Below are 18,173 nucleotides of genomic sequence, written 5' to 3'. Positions count from 1 at the left end.
TTTGTCGGTTGCTGGCCGTAACGTGAGTCCCATGGCCAGGAGCACCACGAAGTCCGAGCGCGCATCGGAGAGCGCGCCGTCGCGCCCGAAGCGGCAGGCCGCTCCGAAGCGGCAGGCCGCGCCGCGCGCCCAGGCCACGCCGAAGAAGTACATCGACGAGGCAGAGAAGCCTCCCGTCGTCGTTCGTGCCTGGAACGGCATCGCACACGGCGTCGGCGGCATGTTCCGCGCCTTCGGTCCAGAGACGCTGGAGAAGGACGACCGGCGCGACGGATTCCCGTTCCTCCTGGTCCTGCTCGCCATCGCCGGAGCCGTGAACGAGTGGTTCTTCATCGGCAACGAGGTCGCGGGCAACATCAGCGCCTACTCGGTCGGACTCCTCGTCGGGCGCGTCGCCTTCGTCATGCCCGTGCTGCTGCTCCTGCTCGCCGGATGGCTCTTCCGGCACCCCTCGTCGGTGCATGACAACGGGCGCATCGGCATCGGCTTCGGCCTCTTCGCCATCACGATGGCCGGTTTCTGCCACATCGCCGGCGGCATGCCGCAGCCCAAGGAGGGCATGGTCTCCCTGAGCGCTGCGGGCGGTCTGTTCGGCTGGATGGTCGGGCAGCCGCTGAGCTACCTGACCACGATCCCCGCCTACATCGTCCTCGCGCTGCTCGCGGGCCTCAGCATCCTCATCCTCACGAAGACGCCGCCGAACCGCATCGGGCAGCGCCTCGGCGACCTGTACGCCTGGATGTTCGACGCGGAGCGCGCCGAGAAGCCGGCGAAGGACGCCGCGGCGATCGACGAGGCCGACAAGGTCGACGACCCCGATGTCCTGCCGTGGTGGCGCCGCAACAAGACCGGTCGCGAGGAGGATCCCGATGAGGGATCGCTCGACTCCGACGACATCACGGCGCTGCTCACCACGACCGACGCGACACCCGCCTACGACCAGGCGATCACCGTCGCCGACCCCTACGACGCCGCCACCGAGGTGCTGTCCGATGTGCGCTCCGTGACCGACGCGCTGGCGGAGCAGCAGACGACCGCGCTCCTCGACGACTCCGACACGGGCGAGATGCCCGAGCTCCCCGGCCTCGACGGCTTCGGCACCGAAGGCCCGGGGGAGGGCGGCCCGCAGGCGCCGCTCGCTCCCTACATCCTTCCGTCTCCCGGCGTGCTCGCCGAGGGCCCGCCCTCTGTGGCGCGCTCAGAGGCCAACGACCGGATCGTCGAGCAGATCACGAGCGTGCTGTCGCAGTTCAACGTCGACGCCAAGGTCACCGGCTTCTCGCGGGGTCCGACGGTCACGCAGTACGAGGTCGAAGTCGGCCACGGCGTCAAGGTCGAGAAGATCCTCCAGCTGAGCAACAACTTCGCCTACGCCGTGGCGTCGAACGACGTGCGCATCCTCTCGCCGATCCCCGGCAAGAGCGCGATCGGCATCGAGATCCCCAACACCGACCGAGAGACGGTGGCGCTCGGCGACGTCCTGCGATCGCAGGCGGCGCTGAAGAACACCCATCCGCTCACGATCGGCGTCGGAAAGGACGTCGGCGGCAACTTCGTCACGGCGAACCTCGCGAAGATGCCTCACCTCCTCGTGGCCGGTTCCACCGGCTCGGGTAAGTCGAGCTTCGTGAACTCGATGATCACCAGCCTTCTCATGCGCGCGCGCCCCTCCGACGTGCGCATGGTGCTGATCGACCCGAAGCGCGTCGAGCTCACCAGCTACGCCGGCGTGCCGCATCTCATCACGCCCATCATCACGAACCCCAAGAAGGCAGCCGAGGCGCTGCAGTGGGTCGTGAAGGAGATGGACATGCGGTACGACGACCTCGCGTCGTTCGGTTTCCGCCACATCGACGACTTCAACCGGGCCGTGCGCGCGGGGGAGGTGGAGGTGCCCGTCGGCAGCGAGCGGGTGCTCAAGCCGTACCCGTACCTCCTCGTCGTCGTCGACGAGCTCGCCGATCTCATGATGGTCGCCCCGCGAGACGTCGAGGACTCGATCGTGCGCATCACGCAGCTCGCTCGCGCCTCCGGCATCCACCTGGTGCTCGCCACGCAGCGGCCGAGCGTCGACGTCGTGACCGGTCTGATCAAGGCCAACGTGCCGTCGCGCCTCGCTTTCGCCGTCACCAGCGTGACGGACAGCCGCGTCATCCTCGACAGCCCCGGCGCCGACAAGCTGATCGGCCAGGGCGACGCCCTGTTCTCGCCGATGGGTTCGTCGAAGCCGTTCCGTCTGCAGGGCGCCTGGGTCGATGAGAAGGAGATCGACGCCGTCGTCAAGCACGTCACCCGCCAGGCGCGCCCGGAGTACCGCTCCGACGTGCAGGAGGCGATGGACCCGGCCAAGAAGAAGGACGTCGACGAGGACATCGGCGACGATCTCGAGCTGCTGCTCGCCGCTGCGGAGCTCATCGTGTCCTCTCAGTTCGGATCCACCTCGATGCTCCAGCGCAAGCTCCGCGTCGGCTTCGCCAAGGCGGGACGCCTGATGGATCTCCTCGAATCGCGCGAGATCGTCGGCCCGTCCGAAGGGTCGAAAGCCCGCGACGTACTGGCCACCGCAGAGCAGCTTCCGCAGGTGCTCGCGAAGCTCAGGGGAGTCGACGCGCCCGCAGCTTCCTCGGCCTCGGCCGCGCCGGCGGCTCCGGTCGCGCAGGCGCCTGCGGTGCCGGCGCACTCCTACGACCCGATCGAGGCGCAGTTCGAAGGACTGCCGGTCGTCGAAGCAGAGGGCGATGAAGACGCCTGGGGCCTGACGGGGCGCGACTGATGTCCATTCCCCGGCAGCTGCCCAATGCGATCACGATCGCCCGCATCCCGCTCGCCGTCGTCTTCTTCGTGCTTCTTCTGCTCGGTGGCACGTACGGCGATGGCGACATCGTTCTGCGCTGGGTCGCGGCGGCGCTGTTCATCGTCGCGATCTCGACGGACTGGGTAGACGGCTACCTTGCTCGCCGGTACGACATCGTCAGCGACTTCGGCAAGCTGTGGGACCCGATCGCCGACAAGCTCCTCACGGGGGCGGGGTTCATCGGACTCGCGATCCTCGGCGAGGTGAACTGGTGGCTGGTCGCGATCATCTTCGTGCGCGAGTGGGGCATCACTGTCCACCGCCTGATGATCGTGAACGAACACGTGGTCGCCGCGGCCTGGATGGGGAAGATCAAAACGGCTGTGCAGGGCGTCGCCCTGTCGTGGGCGCTGCTCCCGTTGCACGTGCTGATCGGACGAGAGCCGTGGACGCTCGTGACCGCTGTTCTCATGGTCATCGTCCTCGTGCTCACGGTCTCCAGCGGTATCGACTACATCATCGCGCAGGTCCGCGGAGCCCGGCGAGCGTCGTGAGCGCAGCCTCCGACGCCCTGGCCGCGCTCGACGCGCGAGGGTGGACCCTCGGTGTCGCGGAGTCCCTCACCGGCGGCGCCCTCTGCTCGGCGCTGGTCGGCGTCCCCGGCGCGTCCGCCGTACTGCTCGGCGGGGTCGTCGCCTATGCGACGCCGGTCAAGCACACCCTCCTGGGCGTCGACGCACACCTGCTCGACACGCACGGGGCCGTGCATCCGGAGGTCGCGGCGCAGATGGCGCGGGGCGTCAGGAGCGCCGTGGCCGTCGGAGGACGCTCCGCCGATGTCGGAGTGTCGACGACGGGCATCGCCGGGCCGGACTCGCCGGACGGGCAGCCTGTGGGAACGGTGCACATCGGCGTGGCGACGCCCATCGCGGAGGTGAGCCGCGCGGTCGTGTTCACGGGCGATCGCGCTGCAATCAGAGCCCAGACTGTCGACGCTGCGCTTGCGATCCTGCGAGAGCTCGTCGGGGAATAGAAATCCCCAGGGCAAAGTTGACATGAGTGTGCTCACATTCAAACCACAGGGTGAAAGAGTAGATTCTGTGCATGCCAGTGGTATTAGACTGGCGATCTCGTCGGAGGAGACTCCGGCGGACCGAACGGGGAGGAGGTTCCGATGATTCTTGTCAGGCAGGAAATCGGCGATGTGCTGAGGGACTTCCGTCTGCAGAAGGGGCGCACCCTTCGGCAGGTCGCAAGCAAGGCGTCTGTGGCGCTCGGCTATCTCAGTGAGGTCGAGCGCGGGCAGAAGGAGGCCTCGAGCGAGATCCTCGCGTCGGTCGCCGATGCGCTCGACGTTCCCATCTCGATCATCATGCGCGAGGTCGGAGATCGCATCTCCGTGCTCGAGGGTCTCCAGGTGTTCCCCGACGTCGTTCCCGACGATCTGGTCGCGTCGATCGAGCCGCAGCTCTCGCTGCGCTGATCGGTCTCCCACATCTCCATGCGCCGTAGCGAGTTCCTCCGTGCGGTCGATGCGGAGTTCCGGGGCAGAGCCCTCTCTCTGGTGAACGACCTCGTCCTGTCCCAGCTCGCGGGTCGTACGGCGCTCGAAGCGCTGGATGCCGGTGTTCCTCCGCGCGACATCTGGCTCGCGCTGTGCGATGAGACCGACGTCCCGTTGGCGCGTCGACATGGCGCCGGACGTCTGGAACCGCGCAAGCGTTGAACCGATGACAAGTGTTCGAGTGCTCCGCATTCCGACACGCCGAGAGCGCGACCTGCTCGAATATCTGTTCGATGCCGCGTAGTCTTCTGCACAAGTGGTTCAGGAACCGTGTTCTGCACAGTTCGTGGGTGTTCCGACTCTATGTCGGAGGCCCCCCGTACGGTGAAGACATGGCCACGGAGCCATACGTCTTGTCGGAGAGTTCGCCCAGCCTGGGGGAGCCGCGACAGCCTACAGACGGCAACACGCGAGCAGAAGGAACACATCATGCCATCACCCGCAGACCGCGAGAAGTCCCTCGAGACTGCACTCGCTCAGATCGACCGCCAGTTCGGAAAGGGCTCGGTCATGCGGCTGGGGAGCGACGAGCGCGCTCCCGTCGCCGTCATCCCGACCGGTTCCATTGCTCTCGACGTCGCGCTCGGCGTCGGTGGTCTGCCGCGTGGCCGCATCGTCGAGATCTATGGCCCTGAGTCCTCGGGTAAGACGACCCTGACCCTCCACGCGATCGCCAACGCGCAGCGTGCGGGAGGCATCGCAGCGTTCATCGACGCCGAGCACGCGCTCGACCCCGACTACGCGGCGAAGCTCGGTGTCGACATCGACGCTCTTCTCGTGTCGCAGCCCGATACGGGTGAGCAGGCGCTCGAGATCGCCGACATGCTCGTGCGTTCCGGTGCCATCGACCTCATCGTCATCGACTCCGTGGCGGCGCTCGTGCCTCGCGCGGAGATCGAGGGCGAGATGGGCGACTCGCACGTGGGTCTCCAGGCCCGACTCATGTCTCAGGCGCTGCGAAAGCTCACGGGTGGCCTGAACCAGACCAACACGACGATGATCTTCATCAACCAGCTGCGCGAGAAGATCGGTGTCTTCTTCGGGTCCCCGGAGACCACCGCCGGTGGAAAGGCGCTCAAGTTCTATGCGTCGGTCCGCCTCGACATTCGTCGTATCGAGACGCTGAAGGACGGCACCGACGCCGTGGGAAACCGTACGCGCGTCAAGGTCGTCAAGAACAAGATGGCTCCGCCGTTCAAGCAGGCGGAGTTCGACATCCTCTACGGCATCGGCATCTCTCGCGAGGGCAGCCTGATCGACTTCGGCGTCGATCACGGCATCGTGAAGAAGTCCGGCTCCTGGTACACCTACGACGGCGACCAGCTCGGCCAGGGCAAGGAGAACGCGCGGTCGTTCCTCCTCAAGAACCCCGACATCGCGCTGGCCATCGAGACCCAGATCAAGCAGAAGCTCGGCATCGGTGTGCAGGCCGCGGTGGCCCCGGCCGACGAGCTCGCCGAGCGTCGCCCGGCGTGATCGTGCTGCGGTATCGGCCCGAGGTCGCGTGCCGCCCTGCTCAAAGATCGGAGTGACCCATGGACGAATCTGAGCGGATTGCGCCGGTGATCCCGCTGTTCGGCGGCCCTGCGGCAGCGAGCAGCGACAGATTCGGGGCGACGGTCGAACATGAGGCCGTTGCCGTGGATGCTCCTGAGTCCGGTGCGGTGGGGGAGAACGTCGAGGACGTCTTCTCTCACCGCACCGGTGACGGTGCATGGCGGTCGACCTGGGATGCGTCGAGCGATCGTTCGGCGACGAGTCGCGTCGCTGACGCAGGCCGTCCCAGCGACCGTCATCCGGCTCGGGGCGGTCTGGCGAGGTCCGCTCCGAGACTGCGTGCCCTGCAGTCTCCGGATGCGGTGGAGAACGCCGGCGACGGCCCCGATCCTGCCGAGATCCGAGAGTCGGCGGAGGAGCTTCTCGTGCGCAAGCTGCGTGCGAGATCGCTCTCCATCTCGGAGGCGCAGATGGTGCTGAAGGGGGTCGAGGTGCAGGGGCACCGGCTCGACGCGGCGCAGATCGACGACGTGATCGACGACTTCTGCCGTCGTGGCTACCTCGACGATGCGGTGCTCGCCGCCCAGCTCGTCACCTCCGGAGTGGAGCGGAAGAAGCAGGGGAGGGTCGCCGTCTCACGGGCTCTCGCCCAGCGCGGCCTCTCTCGCGATGTGATCGATGCGGCGCTCGACGAGCTCCCCGACGACGACATCGAGCGGGCGCTCGAATTCGCTCGCACCAAGATGCGGTCGCTGGCGCGGCTCGATCCGGAGACCGCGAAGCGCCGACTCACCGGCCAGCTCGCTCGTCGTGGCTATCCGGGAGGGGTGGTCTCGAACGTGGTTCGGACGGTCACTGCCGAGCAGTTCGGCGGTCGGCGGCCTTCTTCGGGCGTGCGCTTCGAGTAGTCGAGTTCGACGGCGTGCCCTTCGAGCATGATCCCAACGGGTTCCGGGCCCACGCCTCGGCGACGTTCCGACGCGGTCAAGGGACGAGGCTTTCCTGAGCGCGAGAAGACGCCACTCGAACGTAGAATTGACCCATCATGACTATCCCGCGCAGTGAACCGACGATCATCGATGCCTCGTCGGCAGCAATCGACAGCGACGGGCGGCAGCGCTCGTACGAAGTGCGCACCTTCGGGTGCCAGATGAATGTGCACGACTCCGAGCGGCTCTCGGGCTCACTGGAGAGCGCCGGCTACGTCAGGGCGGCCGATGGCGCAGAGGCCGATGTCGTGATCATCAACACGTGCGCGGTCCGCGACAACGCGGCAGGCAAGCTCTACGGAACCCTCGGCCAGCTCGCTTCTGTCAAGCGTCGCAAGGACGGTATGCAGATCGCCGTCGGCGGATGCCTCGCCCAGATGGACAAGCAGGCCGTGCTCGACAAGGCGCCGTGGGTCGACGTGGTCTTCGGCACGCACAACATGGGCTCTCTCCCAGGTCTTCTGGAGCGGGCCCGTCACAACGGCGAGGCTGAACTCGAGATCCTCGAGTCGCTCGAGGTCTTCCCCTCGACGCTCCCGACGAAGCGCGACTCGGCACACAGCGGCTGGGTGTCGATCTCGGTCGGCTGCAACAACACCTGCACCTTCTGCATCGTCCCGCATCTGCGCGGCAAGGAGAAGGACCGCCGGCCCGGCGACATCCTGAACGAGATCCGACTGCTCGTCGAGGACGGCGCGATCGAGGTCACGCTGCTCGGTCAGAACGTCAACTCCTACGGGGTCGAGTTCGGCGACCGGCAGGCGTTCGGCAAGCTGCTCCGCGCCGCAGGTGAGATCGAGGGGCTCGAGCGCATCCGCTTCACCAGTCCGCACCCCGCCGCGTTCACCGATGACGTGATCGACGCCATGGCAGAGACTCCGAGCGTCATGCCGCAGCTGCACATGCCGCTCCAGTCGGGCAGCGACAGCATCCTCAAGGCGATGCGTCGCTCGTACCGCAGCGAACGGTTCCTCGGCATCATCGAACGCGTACGGGAGCGCATTCCGCACGCGGCGATCACCACCGACATCATCGTGGGCTTCCCCGGCGAGACCGACGAGGACTTCGAAGACACCATGCGGGTCGTCGAGCAGTCCCGGTTCTCGGGGGCGTTCACATTCCAGTACTCGATCCGCGAGGGCACGCCTGCGGCGACCATGCCAGACCAGGTTCCCAAGGCCGTCGTCCAGGAGCGCTACGAACGGCTGATCGCCCTGCAGGAGCGCATCTCCCTCGAGGAGAACCAGAAGCAGGTCGGCCGAGAGGTCGAGGTGCTGGTCTCCGTCGGCGAAGGCAAGAAGGATGCCGAGACGCATCGGCTCACCGGTCGCGGCGAGGACAACCGTCTCGTGCATTTCGAAGTCACCCCCGGCTCCGAGCTCCCGCGTCCGGGCGACGTCGTCACCGTGACCATCACGCACGCTGCTCCCTTCCACCTGCTCGCCGACGATCCTTCTGGACGGCCGCTGCGCATCCGGCGCACCCGCGGCGGAGACGCCTGGGACCGCTCGCAGGCCGAATCGTGCGCAGTGCCCGCTCCGGCGGCGGACGGCGGGCCGCGCGCGGTCTCGCTGGGGCTGCCGACGCTGCGCGTGGGCGTGTGACGAGACCGCGTCTCTGGGCGGTCGTCGGCGCGACCGGCACCGGGAAGAGCGACCTCGCTCTCGATCTCGCCGAGGAGCTCCGCGCACGCGGCAACCCCGCGGAGATCGTGAACGCCGACGCGATGCAGTTCTACCGCGGCATGGACATCGGCACCGCGAAGCTCTCCCCGGAAGAGCGCCGCGGCATCGCGCACCATCTGCTCGATGTGAGGGACGTCACCGAGGAGGCGGCTGTCGCGTGGTACCAACCGCTCGCCCGCGCAGCGATCGGAGAGATCCACTCGCGCGGCGGTGATGCGATCCTCGTCGGAGGATCGGGCCTCTACGTGTCGAGCGTCGTCTTCGACTTCCGATTCCCGCCTCGCGATCCCGCGCTCAGAGCCCGATTGGAGAGCGAGCTGGAGTCACTCGGCGGCGCGGCGCTGATGGCACGGCTGCGCGAAGCCGACCCCGAGACGGCAGCACGTGTCGATCCGCACAACGGTCGCCGTATCGTCCGTGCCCTCGAAGTGCTGGAGCAGGGCGGCACCACACACGGCGCTGCGCTGCCGGAGGCCCCGGTCCTCTGGCATTCCGAGACCAGGCTCGTCGGGCTCCACGTCGACAGGCCCGCGCTCGTCGAGCGTCTCGACGCGCGCGTCGACCGCATGTGGGAGGCCGGTCTCGTCGACGAGGTCGCCGAACTGCGCGCTCGGGGCCTCGAGGGTGGGGTCACGGCGAGCAGGGCCATCGGCTACGCACAGGCGCTCGGACAGCTCGACGGTCGGCTCACGCCGGCGGAGGCCGTCGCCGAGACCCAGGCCCTGACTCGACGCTACGCCCGGAGGCAGGTGTCGTGGTTCAAGCGGTACCCGGGGATCGAGTGGCGCGAGCCGATGTCTGACGTCCGCGGCATGCTGGAGGCATGACCACCCACTACTACACGGCGTCCAGCCTCGACGGCTTCATCGCGACCGCAGACCATTCGCTGGACTGGCTCCTGAAGCAGGACATCGACATGGACGGGCCGATGGCCTATCCGGGCTTCGTCGAGACGATCGGGGCTCTCGCTATGGGGGCGTCGACCTACGAGTGGGTGATACGCGCCGAAGAAGGCCGGTGGGGCTACGCGCAGCCGACATGGGTGTTCACTCATCGCGAGCTCGCGCTTCCCGAGACGGGCGACGTGCGCCTCACCTCGTCCGACGTGCGGGACGTGCACGCCCAGATGATCGAGGCTGCCGACGGGAAGGACCTGTGGATCGTCGGCGGCGGCGGCCTGGCGGGTCAGTTCGCGGATGCCGGTCTCCTCGACGAGGTCTGGGTGCAGTATGCGCCGGTGACCCTGGGCTCCGGTGCCCCGCTCCTCCCGCGCGCGCTCGACCTCGAGCTGATCGACGTCGCCCGCAACGGCAACTTCCTCTGCGGGCGGTACAGGGTGCTGAAGGGCGAGTGAGCGCGCGCAATAGTGTGGAGGACATGACCTGGCATGTGAGACCCTTCCGACGCGACGACACCGACGGCGTCATCGCCCTTTGGGCGGAAGCGGGTCTCACGCGACCATGGAACGACCCCAGGCTCGACATAGAGAGAAAGCTCTCGGTGCAGCCGGAGCTCTTCCTTGTCGCCGAGGATCCGTCGATGCCCGGTGTCCCCGTCGGCAGCGTGATGGCCGGTTACGACGGTCATCGAGGGTGGCTGTACTACCTCGCCACCGCGGTCTCTCATCGCGGTCGGGGAGTCGCTCGTGCCCTCGTCCAGGACGCAGAGGCACGACTTCTCGACATGGGCTGCCCGAAGGTGCAGCTCATGGTGCGCGAGGGCAACGAGGGCGTCCTGGGGTTCTACGACAGCCTCGGGTACGAACGCTTCTCCGTCGCGAACACGGGCAAGCGGCTCATCGCCGACGCATAGCCGACCTCCCTAGACTGGGGACATGGTCGCATTCACCAAAGGGCACGGCACCGGCAACGACTTCGTCATCATCGCCGACCCCGATGGGGAACTCGACCTCACGAGCGAACAGGTCGCGGCTCTGTGCGATCGCCACTTCGGCATCGGCGGAGACGGCATCCTTCGGGTCGTACGGTCCTCCGCGATCCCTGACGGTGCTGCGGCGCTGGCGGAGGAGCCCGCCGCAGAGTGGTTCATGGACTACCGCAACGCCGATGGTTCGATCGCGGAGATGTGCGGTAACGGCATCCGCGTGTTCGCGCACTATCTGGTGCGTTCGGGACTCGCCGCGATCGAACCGGGATCCACGCTGCCGATCGGCACGCGCGCCGGAGTACGGGATGTGACGCGCAGCGAGAGCGGATACCAGGTCGATCTCGGACTCTGGAAGCTCTCCGGAGACGATCCCCTGGTCACCGCAGGCGGGCTCTCCGTGACCCGCCCCGGCCTCGGCATCGACGTCGGCAATCCCCACGTCGTCGTCGCGCTGGCATCGGATGCCGAGCTGGCCTCGCTCGAGCTGCACCGCACTCCCGAGCTCGACCCCGCGCTGCCGGCCGGAGCGAACGTGGAGTTCGTCGTCCCAGGTGAGCCGCTCGTCCGCGACGGCATCGGTCACGTGAAGATGCGGGTCTCCGAGCGCGGTGTGGGCGAGACGCTGAGCTGCGGGACAGGGGTGGCTGCCACAGCTCTCGCCGTCCGGTACTGGGCGGGGGAGAAGGCCCCGAACAACTGGCGTGTCGAGGTGCCGGGCGGGACGCTCGGAGTGCGGATGTTCCCCGCGGAGGATGGCGAGCACGTCGCGCTGTCCGGTCCCGCGACGCTCGTGTTCCACGGCGAGGTCGATCTGGTCTGATGTCGGTGGCGGAGCCGATCGAGCTGGTCATCTTCGACTGCGACGGCGTGCTCGTCGACAGCGAGCGGTTGTCGGTGGAGATCGATCGGCGGGTTCTGGCGGACCTCGGGTGGACGCTGACCACGGAGGAGATCGTGCATCGCTTCGTCGGGCGCTCTGCTGCTCACTTCCGCGCCGACGTCGAAGCACACCTCGGGCGCCCGTTGCCGGACGACTGGGAGGCGCCCTACCAGCAGTGGTATCTGGAGGTCTTCGAGAGCGACCTCACCGCGGTGGAGGGCGTCGAAGCGGCGATCGCCGCGATAGGCGGCGCCATGTGCGTGGCCTCGAGCGGTTCGCACGACAAGATCCGACGGAATCTGGGCTTGACGGGACTGCTGCCGACGTTCGACGGGCGGATCTTCAGCGCCGACGACGTGGATGAGGGAAAACCCGCGCCGGACCTCTTCCTGCACGCGGCGGCGCGCATGGGAGTCGAGCCGTCTCGATGCGTCGTCATCGAGGACAGCCGCTTCGGCGTGGCGGCGGCGCGTGCGGCCGGAATGCGATCATTCGGCTACGTCGGCGGGCTCACACCGCCTTCTTGGCTGGACGGCGAGGGGACGACCGTCTTCGCGGACATGGCCGATCTTCCCGGCCTGCTCGGGATGACCGCTCAGCGGTGACCGTCGCGGGTCACAGCCCCGTGAGTGCGATCGGCTCCGTGGGGGGCGTCCCGTGCTTGCGGACCTTGAGGATCCGGTAGCCCTTGCCGGTCGCCGTGCGGAACACGCTGTACCCGGGATGGAAGGATGCGGCGATCCAACGCTGCAGCGAGTCTGCCCCGAGATTGCGCTGCACGACGAGCCATGCATCGCTGCGCTCGTCCAGCCGGGGGATCCACCGTTCCAGAAGTCCGTGCAGCTCGTTCTTGCCGACCCGGATCGGAGGATTCGAGCGAATCGTGCGGAACGTCACGTCTTCGGGAACATCATCGGGCAGTGATGCGTTGACATTGGTGAGCCCGAGCGCTGCAGCATTGCGCCGCACGAGGTCGAGGGCGCGTTCGTTCACGTCGACGGCCCACACGGTCGCGTGCGGAGCGGCCAATGCCATCGACAGCGTGATGGGACCCCAGCCGCTGCCGAGGTCGAGAAGATGGCCACCCGGCGGCACCGGGGGCATGTTGGCGAGGAGAACCGCAGTTCCGGCATCCAGCCGATCCGGGCTGAAGACGCCGCCGGCGGTGGTGACGTCGACCTCACGGCCTGCGAGCGACACACTGATCGTCCGCAGGTTCTCGGGGCTTGCCGGGGCCGCAGTGAAGTAATGGTCGGACCCCATACCGTGAGCGTACCGGACAGGGCGGGCTAAGGTTAAGACTCGCAACAAAACCCAGAGATCAGGAACGGATGACGGACACCACAACCCCCTCCACCGACGACGAAGCCGTCGACCGCGTTCTCGCGAACGCCGAGAAGCGCACGGAGGTGCGCGTGTTCGGCGCCGCACAGGCGCTGCAGGATGAATCGACCGCCGCGCACACCCGTTCGGACGGAGATCAGTGGGATCTCGAGGATCGTCATGCGCTGCGTCGTGTGGGCGGCCTCTCCACCGAGCTCGAGGATGTCACCGAGGTCGAGTACCGGCAGCTTCGACTCGAGAACGTCGTGCTCGTCGGGGTGTACCCGCAGGGAGCGCAGGAGGACGCCGAGAACTCCCTGCGTGAGCTCGCAGCACTCGCGGAGTCGGCTGGAGCCGTCGTGCTCGACGGGGTTCTGCAGCGCAGGCCGCACCCGGATGCCGCCACGTACATCGGCCGCGGCAAGGCCCAGGAGCTCAAGGGCATCGTCGCCGCGACCGGCGCGGACACCGTCATCGCAGACACCGAGCTCGCACCGAGCCAGCGTCGTGCCCTGGAGGACGTCGTCAAGGTGAAGGTCATCGACCGCACCACGGTCATCCTCGACATCTTCAGCCAGCACGCGAAGAGCCGTGAGGGCAAGGCCCAGGTCGAACTCGCTCAGCTCGAGTATCTCCTTCCTCGTCTGCGCGGCTGGGGCGAGTCCATGAGCCGGCAGGCCGGTGGACAGGTCGGCGCCGGCGGCGCGGGTATGGGCTCGCGTGGCCCCGGTGAGACGAAGATCGAACTCGATCGCCGCCGCATCCGCACGAAGATGGCGTTGCTGCGCCGTCAGATCCGTGACTTCGGACCCGCCCGAGAGGCGAAGCGAGCCGAACGCAAGCGCAACACGATCCCCTCCGTGGCGATCGCGGGCTACACGAACGCGGGCAAGTCCAGTCTCCTGAATGCGCTCACCAGCGCCGGAGTGCTCGTCGAGAACGCGCTGTTCGCGACGCTCGACGCGACCGTGCGACGCTCGGAGACCTCGGACGGTCGCGTGTACACGCTCACCGACACCGTGGGCTTCGTGCGCAACCTGCCGCACCAGCTCGTCGAGGCCTTCCGTTCGACGCTCGAAGAGGTGGGCGACGCCGATGTCGTTCTGCACGTGGTCGATGGTTCGCACCCCGACCCGGCAGGACAGCTGCAGACCGTCCGCGATGTGATGGGCGACGTCGGCGTGCGCGACATGCCGGAGATCGTCGTCTTCAACAAGGCCGATCTGATCAGCGAGGACGACCGACTCGTGCTCCGCGGCCTGGAGCCGCGCGCGCACTTCGTGTCGTCGCGTTCCGGCGAGGGCATCGAGGAGCTGCGCGCCGCCATCGAGGAGGCGCTGCCGCAGCCCGCGATCGAGGTGCACGCCGTCATCCCGTACGACAGGGGAGACCTCGTCGCTGCGATCCATGAGACCGGGATGCTGCTCTCCGTCGAGCACCGCGAGGCAGGAACCGCCGTGCGCGCGCGGGTGTCGGAGCGGCTCGCGGCAGATCTCGCGCCGTTCGCCGACGAGGACTGAACGGACTAGCCCGATATCAGGCCGATGCACGGCCCGATCACGATGAGCCATGCGGCCGCCGAGACGATCAGCATCCCGACCCCGATGCCTCGTGACCTCGGGGAGAACAGCAGCCCGATTCCGATCAGGACCGGGAGCCCGAAGATCACGAAGTACGCGGCGGTGCCCGCAAAACTGAGCGCTGAGATCACACTGAGGAACAGCACAAAGGCGACGATGTACGACAGGCATCCGATCCCGGTGCCGATTCCGACCTTCGCGCCGTTTCCCAACCCTCGTTCCTGCTGAGGGTGGTGCGGGTAGGCGTACGGATCGTAGGGAGGCTGGGCAGGCTGACCGGCTGTTCCCGGCTGTGGCAGAGGGCCAGGGTACGGCGGCGGGCCGGGGTACGGCGCCGGCGTTCCCGAGTACGGTTGCGCGGGGCCGGGATAGGGCGGTGCCGACGGGGGTGCCGGCGGCACGACGGGCTCGGGTGGGACGACCGGCCCGGGTGGCACGACCGGCTCCGGCGGAACGATCGGATTGGGGTCTTCGGGAAGGCCGTCAGGCGGGTTGATGCTCATTCTGGATCCTCCGATCGGCAGGGGTGAATGCGCCCTTTCGCCACAGCCAGGCAAGCCTGATGGCGAGCAGCGGCAGGGTCAGGAGCAGGAACAGTTGCGGACGGGTGAAGACGAGCCAGGCGACCTCGTTGCCGCGGACAAACTCGACGAGGAAGCGGAAGACCGCATACGCGGCGATGTACAGCGTGAGCGTCTCTCCGCTGCGGATGCCGAGATGACGCAGCCAGAACCAGAGCACGGCGAAGGCGGCGGCATGGAACACGATCTCGTACACGAAGCTCGGATGCAGCCCCACTCCGGGCGGCGCGCCCACTCGCGCCGCCTGCTCGGGTGTCAGGACGATGCCCCAGTCTCCGCCGGTGGGCGTTCCGGGCTTCTCGGTGAACAGGCACCCGAAGCGGCCGATGGCGAGTGCGAGCGCGACGGCAGGGGCGAACAGATCACCGCTGCGTTCGCGGTAGCCGACGATCCGCTTCGTCACATGCACTCCGGCCCACGCGCCGACCAGCGCCGACAGGATCGAGGCGTTGCCCGACAGGAACTGCTCACCCAGGCTGAGGTTCTTCGACGGGTCCAGATGCTGTGCCCAGGTGCCCAGCCGCGCGAAGATCGCGGCTCCGACCAGCGCGCCGAGCACGAGGTAGGGGATCCGCGGATCCTTCGCTCCTCGCCGGCGCGCTTCGATCCAGAAGACGACGCCGCCGGCGAGCATCCCGATCCCCTCGAAGAACCCGTGGGTCTCGATGGGCGGGCCGAAGCCGAACAGGTCGTTCAGTGTCGGGAACACGCGCTATCCCAGCATCCGCATCCACAGGAGCACCCAGAACGGGGTGGCCACCGCCGCGAGAACCGCGAGCACGATCAGGTAGGCGAGCACGTTGCGTGTGTCGCCGAGCTTGCATCGTGAGCGCAGGAGGCCTGCACGGCGGGCTTGGGCGTAGGCGACGATGGCCATGCCCGCGAAGCCCAACAGGGCGATCGGCCCGAGGATGCACGTGATCAGCGCGACCGTCGCATTGACGCACAGCCGCAGCGGATCACGAGCGTTCGGAGGATCTCCGACGCTCGGGTCGCGCTGGTTCAGAGGCCAGTCGGTCATGACGCCGAGGCAGACGCGATCAGCGGCAGCGAGGTGCGGCCCGTCGCGGTCGAGAGCTTCTGATCGGACAGCGGCTTCCACGCCTGCACGGCGCAGAACGGTGCGCACTGGTGTGCGTCGGTGTCGTCGTTGACCGTGGCCACGTGCACGCAGCACTGCGTCAGGCGCTCCTCGATCATGGTGTTGATGTCCATGAACGGCTTGACCGTGATGCGCTTCACCCGCTCGCCGAGGAACTGCCGCAGACGCTTGTGCTGCCCCGGCAGCGCTGCCGTGGCGAGCTTCGTGAGCGTGCCGATCCCGAGATCGCAGCCGGCGCAGATGTCCTTCCACAGCGACCCGATCGACGGATGGGAGAGCGACGACTGCTCGCTGAGGAGGTCGAGAAGCGACTGCTTCACGCTGTCCTTGAGCGCCTGGTTGATGTTGCTGTCGGCGATCCGGTTCGCGATCAGATCGGGGTTCAGATCGAGGAACTGCTTCAGCTGCTCGTGACCGACGAGCGAGGTGAGCGAGCGCCAGGAGTCGGAGTCGTCGCGCAGCAGATAGCCGACAGAGCAGCAGTGCGGGTGACTGCAGGGGAGGGCGGTGAGGTCCTGCCAGGTGACCTCGCCCTCGGTCTGCGGTCCGAGACGGGCGAGCACGCCCGTGTGGGTCAGACGCTCCATCACGTCGATCCCGCTCGATCGTCCTGATCCGAAGACGGGCTGGATCGTCACGCCTCCGACGTAGGGAGTGACCATGGCTCGGCGGATGACGGTGCCGATCTCATGGTCGTTCACACCGAGGGCGGCGGTCATGGTCAGGGTCGTGAAGATCCCTGCGCCCGACAGTCGGGCGAGCGCCCGCTCCTTGAAGTGGCGGATGTCGGCGCCTCGGTGGAAACGCGACGTCTCCGGCTCCTCGCCGTCGTACTGCAGGTAGATCTCCACGCGCTCGCGGTGGCGCTTCAGCACGGCGAGGAACTCGTCGTCGTTCGCGATGCGCAACCCGTTCGAGTTGATGAGGATGCGGACGATCGGTCGGGCGATGAGCTGTTCGAGCAGCTGTTCGAGCCACGGGTACAGGGTCGGCTCACCACCGGAGAGCATCAGCACGTCGATGCGGTTGTTCTCCCGCGAGAGCTTCGCGTCGACGGACGCGAGCACCTCGTCGAGCGGAGCGACCGCCGTCGCCGCGGGGCTGGACTCCGCGAAGCAGGTCGGGCAGCGCAGGTTGCAGTGGTCGGTGATGTCGGCGAGCAGGATGCAGGTGTGCTGCGTCTGCATCTCGGGGAGCCCGTAGAGGTAGGCCTCGGGCACAGGGGCGAAGTTGCCGGTGAGGTCGGCCTCGTGCACCTTCGTCGGAGCCGTCCACTGTTCCAGATACCGCAGGATCTCCGCGGACTCGTCGTACAGCGTGCGCTGCAGTCCGTGCGTGCGACAACCGCGTTCCAGCCAGATCGTGCCGTCTCGATCGGCCAGCCAACCCGACAGGCGCTTCACTTCGGAGAGCGGGCGGTCAGGGTCTTCCGCATGGCACTCGGGGCAGAACGCGTTGACGTAGCGGTGGATGCGGTAATCGCGCAGCGGCATCCCGCTCGTAGCCGTCGTTGACATGGTCCGACGCTAGCAGCGCCGCCTTCGGGACGGTGTTGCGATCTCAGCGCGCCACGAAGCGCGCCTCCACCGTGGCCGCCACGACGATCTCTTCTGGCTCGTACTGTGCTGCGCCGCCGCTGTCGGCCGCGGCGGCCTTCATCATCATCGGAGCGGACGACACCGGTTGGCCCGCGGAGATCAGCCCGTTGTCGGCGATCGCGGTCGGGACGACATCGCTCAGCCCGAGTGCGCCCGCGTACGCCAGAGCACGCGTGACGGCGACGCCGACCGCGGATGCGGCGACCTCCTGTTCGACGCGAGAGCGCGTGTCAGGCGTGAGGTGCCAGTCGACCCAGCCGACCTCGACACCGTCCCAGGGGGAGATGTCGCTCACCCAGATCGACAGCTCGGATGCCTCGGAGAACGTCGCGGCGAGGTCGACGCTCGCGTAGTAGACCGGCGCGAGACGCTTGCCCTCGTTGTTCCACGGGCGCTCGGCACGCACCGAGAGACGAGTGCTCGACCAATCGACGAGCGTGCCTGCGGCTTTTCGCTCCGCGAGCGTGGCGCGAACCGGGTCGGCGAGACGGGTGAGTCGGTCGACGACCTCCGTCCGCTCCGAACCCTCGGCACGGACGGCGACGTGGATGGTGGCGCGTTCGGGGGCGACACGAGCCTCGTGCTCGCCGCGGACGGTGATCGTGACTTCGCTCATGCGCCGACTCTACGCCAGGGGCCGGAATGGCGGACGAGGCGAAATGGTTGTAGTCTGTGATGCTTGGGTGCTGCGGC

The 18,173-nt window shown here is 67.7% G+C and carries 20 protein-coding genes; 14 read left to right on the top strand and 6 right to left on the bottom strand.

The annotated features are described in order from the left end of the window. Positions 1-31: 31 nt before the first annotated feature. The 13 genes from LC438_RS10885 (at position 32) to LC438_RS10825 (ending at position 11,901) form a co-directional block, all read left to right on the top strand. On the top strand, positions 32-2,773 hold the full coding sequence (locus tag LC438_RS10885; RefSeq protein WP_223586572.1) for a DNA translocase FtsK: 2,742 nt from the start codon (positions 32-34) through the stop codon (positions 2,771-2,773). Continuing rightward, the gene (pgsA, locus tag LC438_RS10880; RefSeq protein ID WP_223586571.1) at positions 2,773-3,348 is read left to right on the top strand and encodes a CDP-diacylglycerol--glycerol-3-phosphate 3-phosphatidyltransferase; all 576 of its coding nucleotides are present in this window, start codon (positions 2,773-2,775) and stop codon (positions 3,346-3,348) included. Before LC438_RS10885 ends, pgsA begins: the two co-directional genes overlap by 1 nt. Further along, complete coding sequence (locus LC438_RS10875; RefSeq protein ID WP_223586570.1) at positions 3,345-3,827, top strand: CinA family protein; 483 nt, start codon at positions 3,345-3,347, stop codon at positions 3,825-3,827. Before pgsA ends, LC438_RS10875 begins: the two co-directional genes overlap by 4 nt. Positions 3,828-3,968: 141 nt before the next feature. After that, positions 3,969-4,277 carry a helix-turn-helix domain-containing protein gene (locus LC438_RS10870; RefSeq protein ID WP_105676581.1) on the top strand — a complete coding sequence of 103 codons (309 nt, stop codon included), beginning with the start codon at positions 3,969-3,971 and terminating at the stop codon, positions 4,275-4,277. A gap of 18 nt (positions 4,278-4,295) precedes the next feature. Continuing rightward, on the top strand, positions 4,296-4,520 hold the full coding sequence (locus LC438_RS10865; protein ID WP_105676580.1) for a DUF3046 domain-containing protein: 225 nt from the start codon (positions 4,296-4,298) through the stop codon (positions 4,518-4,520). 267 nt (positions 4,521-4,787) lie between these two features. Continuing rightward, complete coding sequence (recA, locus tag LC438_RS10860) at positions 4,788-5,834, top strand: recombinase RecA (RefSeq protein ID WP_223586569.1); 1,047 nt, start codon at positions 4,788-4,790, stop codon at positions 5,832-5,834. Positions 5,835-5,893: 59 nt separating this feature from the next. Beyond that, entirely contained in the window at positions 5,894-6,763 is an 870-nt protein-coding gene (locus LC438_RS10855) for a regulatory protein RecX (protein WP_223586568.1), read from the top strand. A gap of 137 nt (positions 6,764-6,900) precedes the next feature. Further along, positions 6,901-8,448 carry a tRNA (N6-isopentenyl adenosine(37)-C2)-methylthiotransferase MiaB gene (gene miaB / locus LC438_RS10850; protein ID WP_105676577.1) on the top strand — a complete coding sequence of 516 codons (1,548 nt, stop codon included), beginning with the start codon at positions 6,901-6,903 and terminating at the stop codon, positions 8,446-8,448. Next, positions 8,445-9,356: a tRNA (adenosine(37)-N6)-dimethylallyltransferase MiaA gene (gene miaA / locus LC438_RS10845; protein WP_223586567.1), complete on the top strand. Its 912-nt coding sequence runs from the start codon at positions 8,445-8,447 to the stop codon at positions 9,354-9,356. Before miaB ends, miaA begins: the two co-directional genes overlap by 4 nt. Beyond that, complete coding sequence (locus LC438_RS10840) at positions 9,353-9,883, top strand: dihydrofolate reductase family protein (protein WP_223586566.1); 531 nt, start codon at positions 9,353-9,355, stop codon at positions 9,881-9,883. Before miaA ends, LC438_RS10840 begins: the two co-directional genes overlap by 4 nt. A 23-nt stretch (positions 9,884-9,906) precedes the next feature. Continuing rightward, positions 9,907-10,341: a GNAT family acetyltransferase gene (locus LC438_RS10835; RefSeq protein ID WP_223586565.1), complete on the top strand. Its 435-nt coding sequence runs from the start codon at positions 9,907-9,909 to the stop codon at positions 10,339-10,341. Positions 10,342-10,363: 22 nt separating this feature from the next. After that, on the top strand, positions 10,364-11,236 hold the full coding sequence (gene dapF / locus LC438_RS10830) for a diaminopimelate epimerase (protein ID WP_223586564.1): 873 nt from the start codon (positions 10,364-10,366) through the stop codon (positions 11,234-11,236). Then, a complete protein-coding gene (locus LC438_RS10825) occupies positions 11,236-11,901 on the top strand; it encodes an HAD family phosphatase (RefSeq protein WP_223586563.1) in 666 nt (221 codons plus the stop codon). Before dapF ends, LC438_RS10825 begins: the two co-directional genes overlap by 1 nt. 10 nt (positions 11,902-11,911) lie before the next feature. Here LC438_RS10825 and LC438_RS10820 read toward each other — a convergent pair whose 3' ends face one another. Further along, a complete protein-coding gene (locus tag LC438_RS10820; RefSeq protein WP_223586562.1) occupies positions 11,912-12,559 on the bottom strand; it encodes a class I SAM-dependent methyltransferase in 648 nt (215 codons plus the stop codon). Positions 12,560-12,627: 68 nt separating this feature from the next. Here LC438_RS10820 and hflX point away from each other — a divergent pair, with 68 nt between their 5' ends. Beyond that, positions 12,628-14,139 carry a GTPase HflX gene (gene hflX / locus LC438_RS10815; RefSeq protein ID WP_223586561.1) on the top strand — a complete coding sequence of 504 codons (1,512 nt, stop codon included), beginning with the start codon at positions 12,628-12,630 and terminating at the stop codon, positions 14,137-14,139. Positions 14,140-14,144: 5 nt separating this feature from the next. Here hflX and LC438_RS10810 read toward each other — a convergent pair whose 3' ends face one another. The 5 genes from LC438_RS10810 to LC438_RS10790 are packed head-to-tail and all read right to left on the bottom strand — an operon-like array spanning position 14,145 to position 18,096. Beyond that, entirely contained in the window at positions 14,145-14,702 is a 558-nt protein-coding gene (locus LC438_RS10810) for a hypothetical protein (protein ID WP_223586560.1), read from the bottom strand. Beyond that, positions 14,683-15,489 (bottom strand): prolipoprotein diacylglyceryl transferase, encoded by an 807-nt coding sequence (locus tag LC438_RS10805; protein WP_223586559.1) that lies wholly within the window; start codon positions 15,487-15,489, stop codon positions 14,683-14,685. The genes LC438_RS10810 and LC438_RS10805 overlap by 20 nt, the downstream gene beginning before the upstream one ends. A gap of 3 nt (positions 15,490-15,492) precedes the next feature. After that, positions 15,493-15,801, bottom strand: a complete 309-nt coding sequence (locus LC438_RS10800) for a hypothetical protein (protein WP_223586558.1) — start codon at positions 15,799-15,801, stop codon at positions 15,493-15,495. Further along, positions 15,798-17,399: a radical SAM protein gene (locus tag LC438_RS10795; RefSeq protein ID WP_223586557.1), complete on the bottom strand. Its 1,602-nt coding sequence runs from the start codon at positions 17,397-17,399 to the stop codon at positions 15,798-15,800. Before LC438_RS10795 ends, LC438_RS10800 begins: the two co-directional genes overlap by 4 nt. 43 nt (positions 17,400-17,442) lie before the next feature. Then, the gene (locus tag LC438_RS10790) at positions 17,443-18,096 is read right to left on the bottom strand and encodes an SIMPL domain-containing protein (protein ID WP_223586556.1); all 654 of its coding nucleotides are present in this window, start codon (positions 18,094-18,096) and stop codon (positions 17,443-17,445) included. Between the last annotated feature and the right edge of the window lie 77 nt (positions 18,097-18,173).

It is taken from the genome of Microbacterium sp. OVT16B, from assembly GCF_019969705.1.
GTDB lineage: Bacteria > Actinomycetota > Actinomycetes > Actinomycetales > Microbacteriaceae > Microbacterium > Microbacterium natoriense.
The sequence above is the reverse complement of the archived record's forward strand: the minus strand, read 5'-3'. Positions and strand labels throughout refer to the sequence as shown.

Excerpts from the sequence above, each read along its gene's own strand:
- LC438_RS10885 (WP_223586572.1), top strand. The coding sequence starts at position 32 with ATGGCCAGGAGCACCACGAAGTCCGAGCGCGCATCGGAGAGCGCGCCG.
- pgsA (WP_223586571.1), top strand. The coding sequence starts at position 2,773 with ATGTCCATTCCCCGGCAGCTGCCCAATGCGATCACGATCGCCCGCATC.
- LC438_RS10870 (WP_105676581.1), top strand. The coding sequence starts at position 3,969 with ATGATTCTTGTCAGGCAGGAAATCGGCGATGTGCTGAGGGACTTCCGT.
- LC438_RS10865 (WP_105676580.1), top strand. The coding sequence starts at position 4,296 with ATGCGCCGTAGCGAGTTCCTCCGTGCGGTCGATGCGGAGTTCCGGGGC.
- recA (WP_223586569.1), top strand. The coding sequence starts at position 4,788 with ATGCCATCACCCGCAGACCGCGAGAAGTCCCTCGAGACTGCACTCGCT.
- LC438_RS10855 (WP_223586568.1), top strand. The coding sequence starts at position 5,894 with ATGGACGAATCTGAGCGGATTGCGCCGGTGATCCCGCTGTTCGGCGGC.
- miaB (WP_105676577.1), top strand. The coding sequence starts at position 6,901 with ATGACTATCCCGCGCAGTGAACCGACGATCATCGATGCCTCGTCGGCA.
- LC438_RS10840 (WP_223586566.1), top strand. The coding sequence starts at position 9,353 with ATGACCACCCACTACTACACGGCGTCCAGCCTCGACGGCTTCATCGCG.
- LC438_RS10835 (WP_223586565.1), top strand. The coding sequence starts at position 9,907 with ATGACCTGGCATGTGAGACCCTTCCGACGCGACGACACCGACGGCGTC.
- dapF (WP_223586564.1), top strand. The coding sequence starts at position 10,364 with ATGGTCGCATTCACCAAAGGGCACGGCACCGGCAACGACTTCGTCATC.
- LC438_RS10825 (WP_223586563.1), top strand. The coding sequence starts at position 11,236 with ATGTCGGTGGCGGAGCCGATCGAGCTGGTCATCTTCGACTGCGACGGC.
- LC438_RS10820 (WP_223586562.1), bottom strand. The coding sequence starts at position 12,559 with ATGGGGTCCGACCATTACTTCACTGCGGCCCCGGCAAGCCCCGAGAAC.
- hflX (WP_223586561.1), top strand. The coding sequence starts at position 12,628 with ATGACGGACACCACAACCCCCTCCACCGACGACGAAGCCGTCGACCGC.
- LC438_RS10810 (WP_223586560.1), bottom strand. The coding sequence starts at position 14,702 with ATGAGCATCAACCCGCCTGACGGCCTTCCCGAAGACCCCAATCCGATC.
- LC438_RS10800 (WP_223586558.1), bottom strand. The coding sequence starts at position 15,801 with ATGACCGACTGGCCTCTGAACCAGCGCGACCCGAGCGTCGGAGATCCT.
- LC438_RS10795 (WP_223586557.1), bottom strand. The coding sequence starts at position 17,399 with ATGTCAACGACGGCTACGAGCGGGATGCCGCTGCGCGATTACCGCATC.
- LC438_RS10790 (WP_223586556.1), bottom strand. The coding sequence starts at position 18,096 with ATGAGCGAAGTCACGATCACCGTCCGCGGCGAGCACGAGGCTCGTGTC.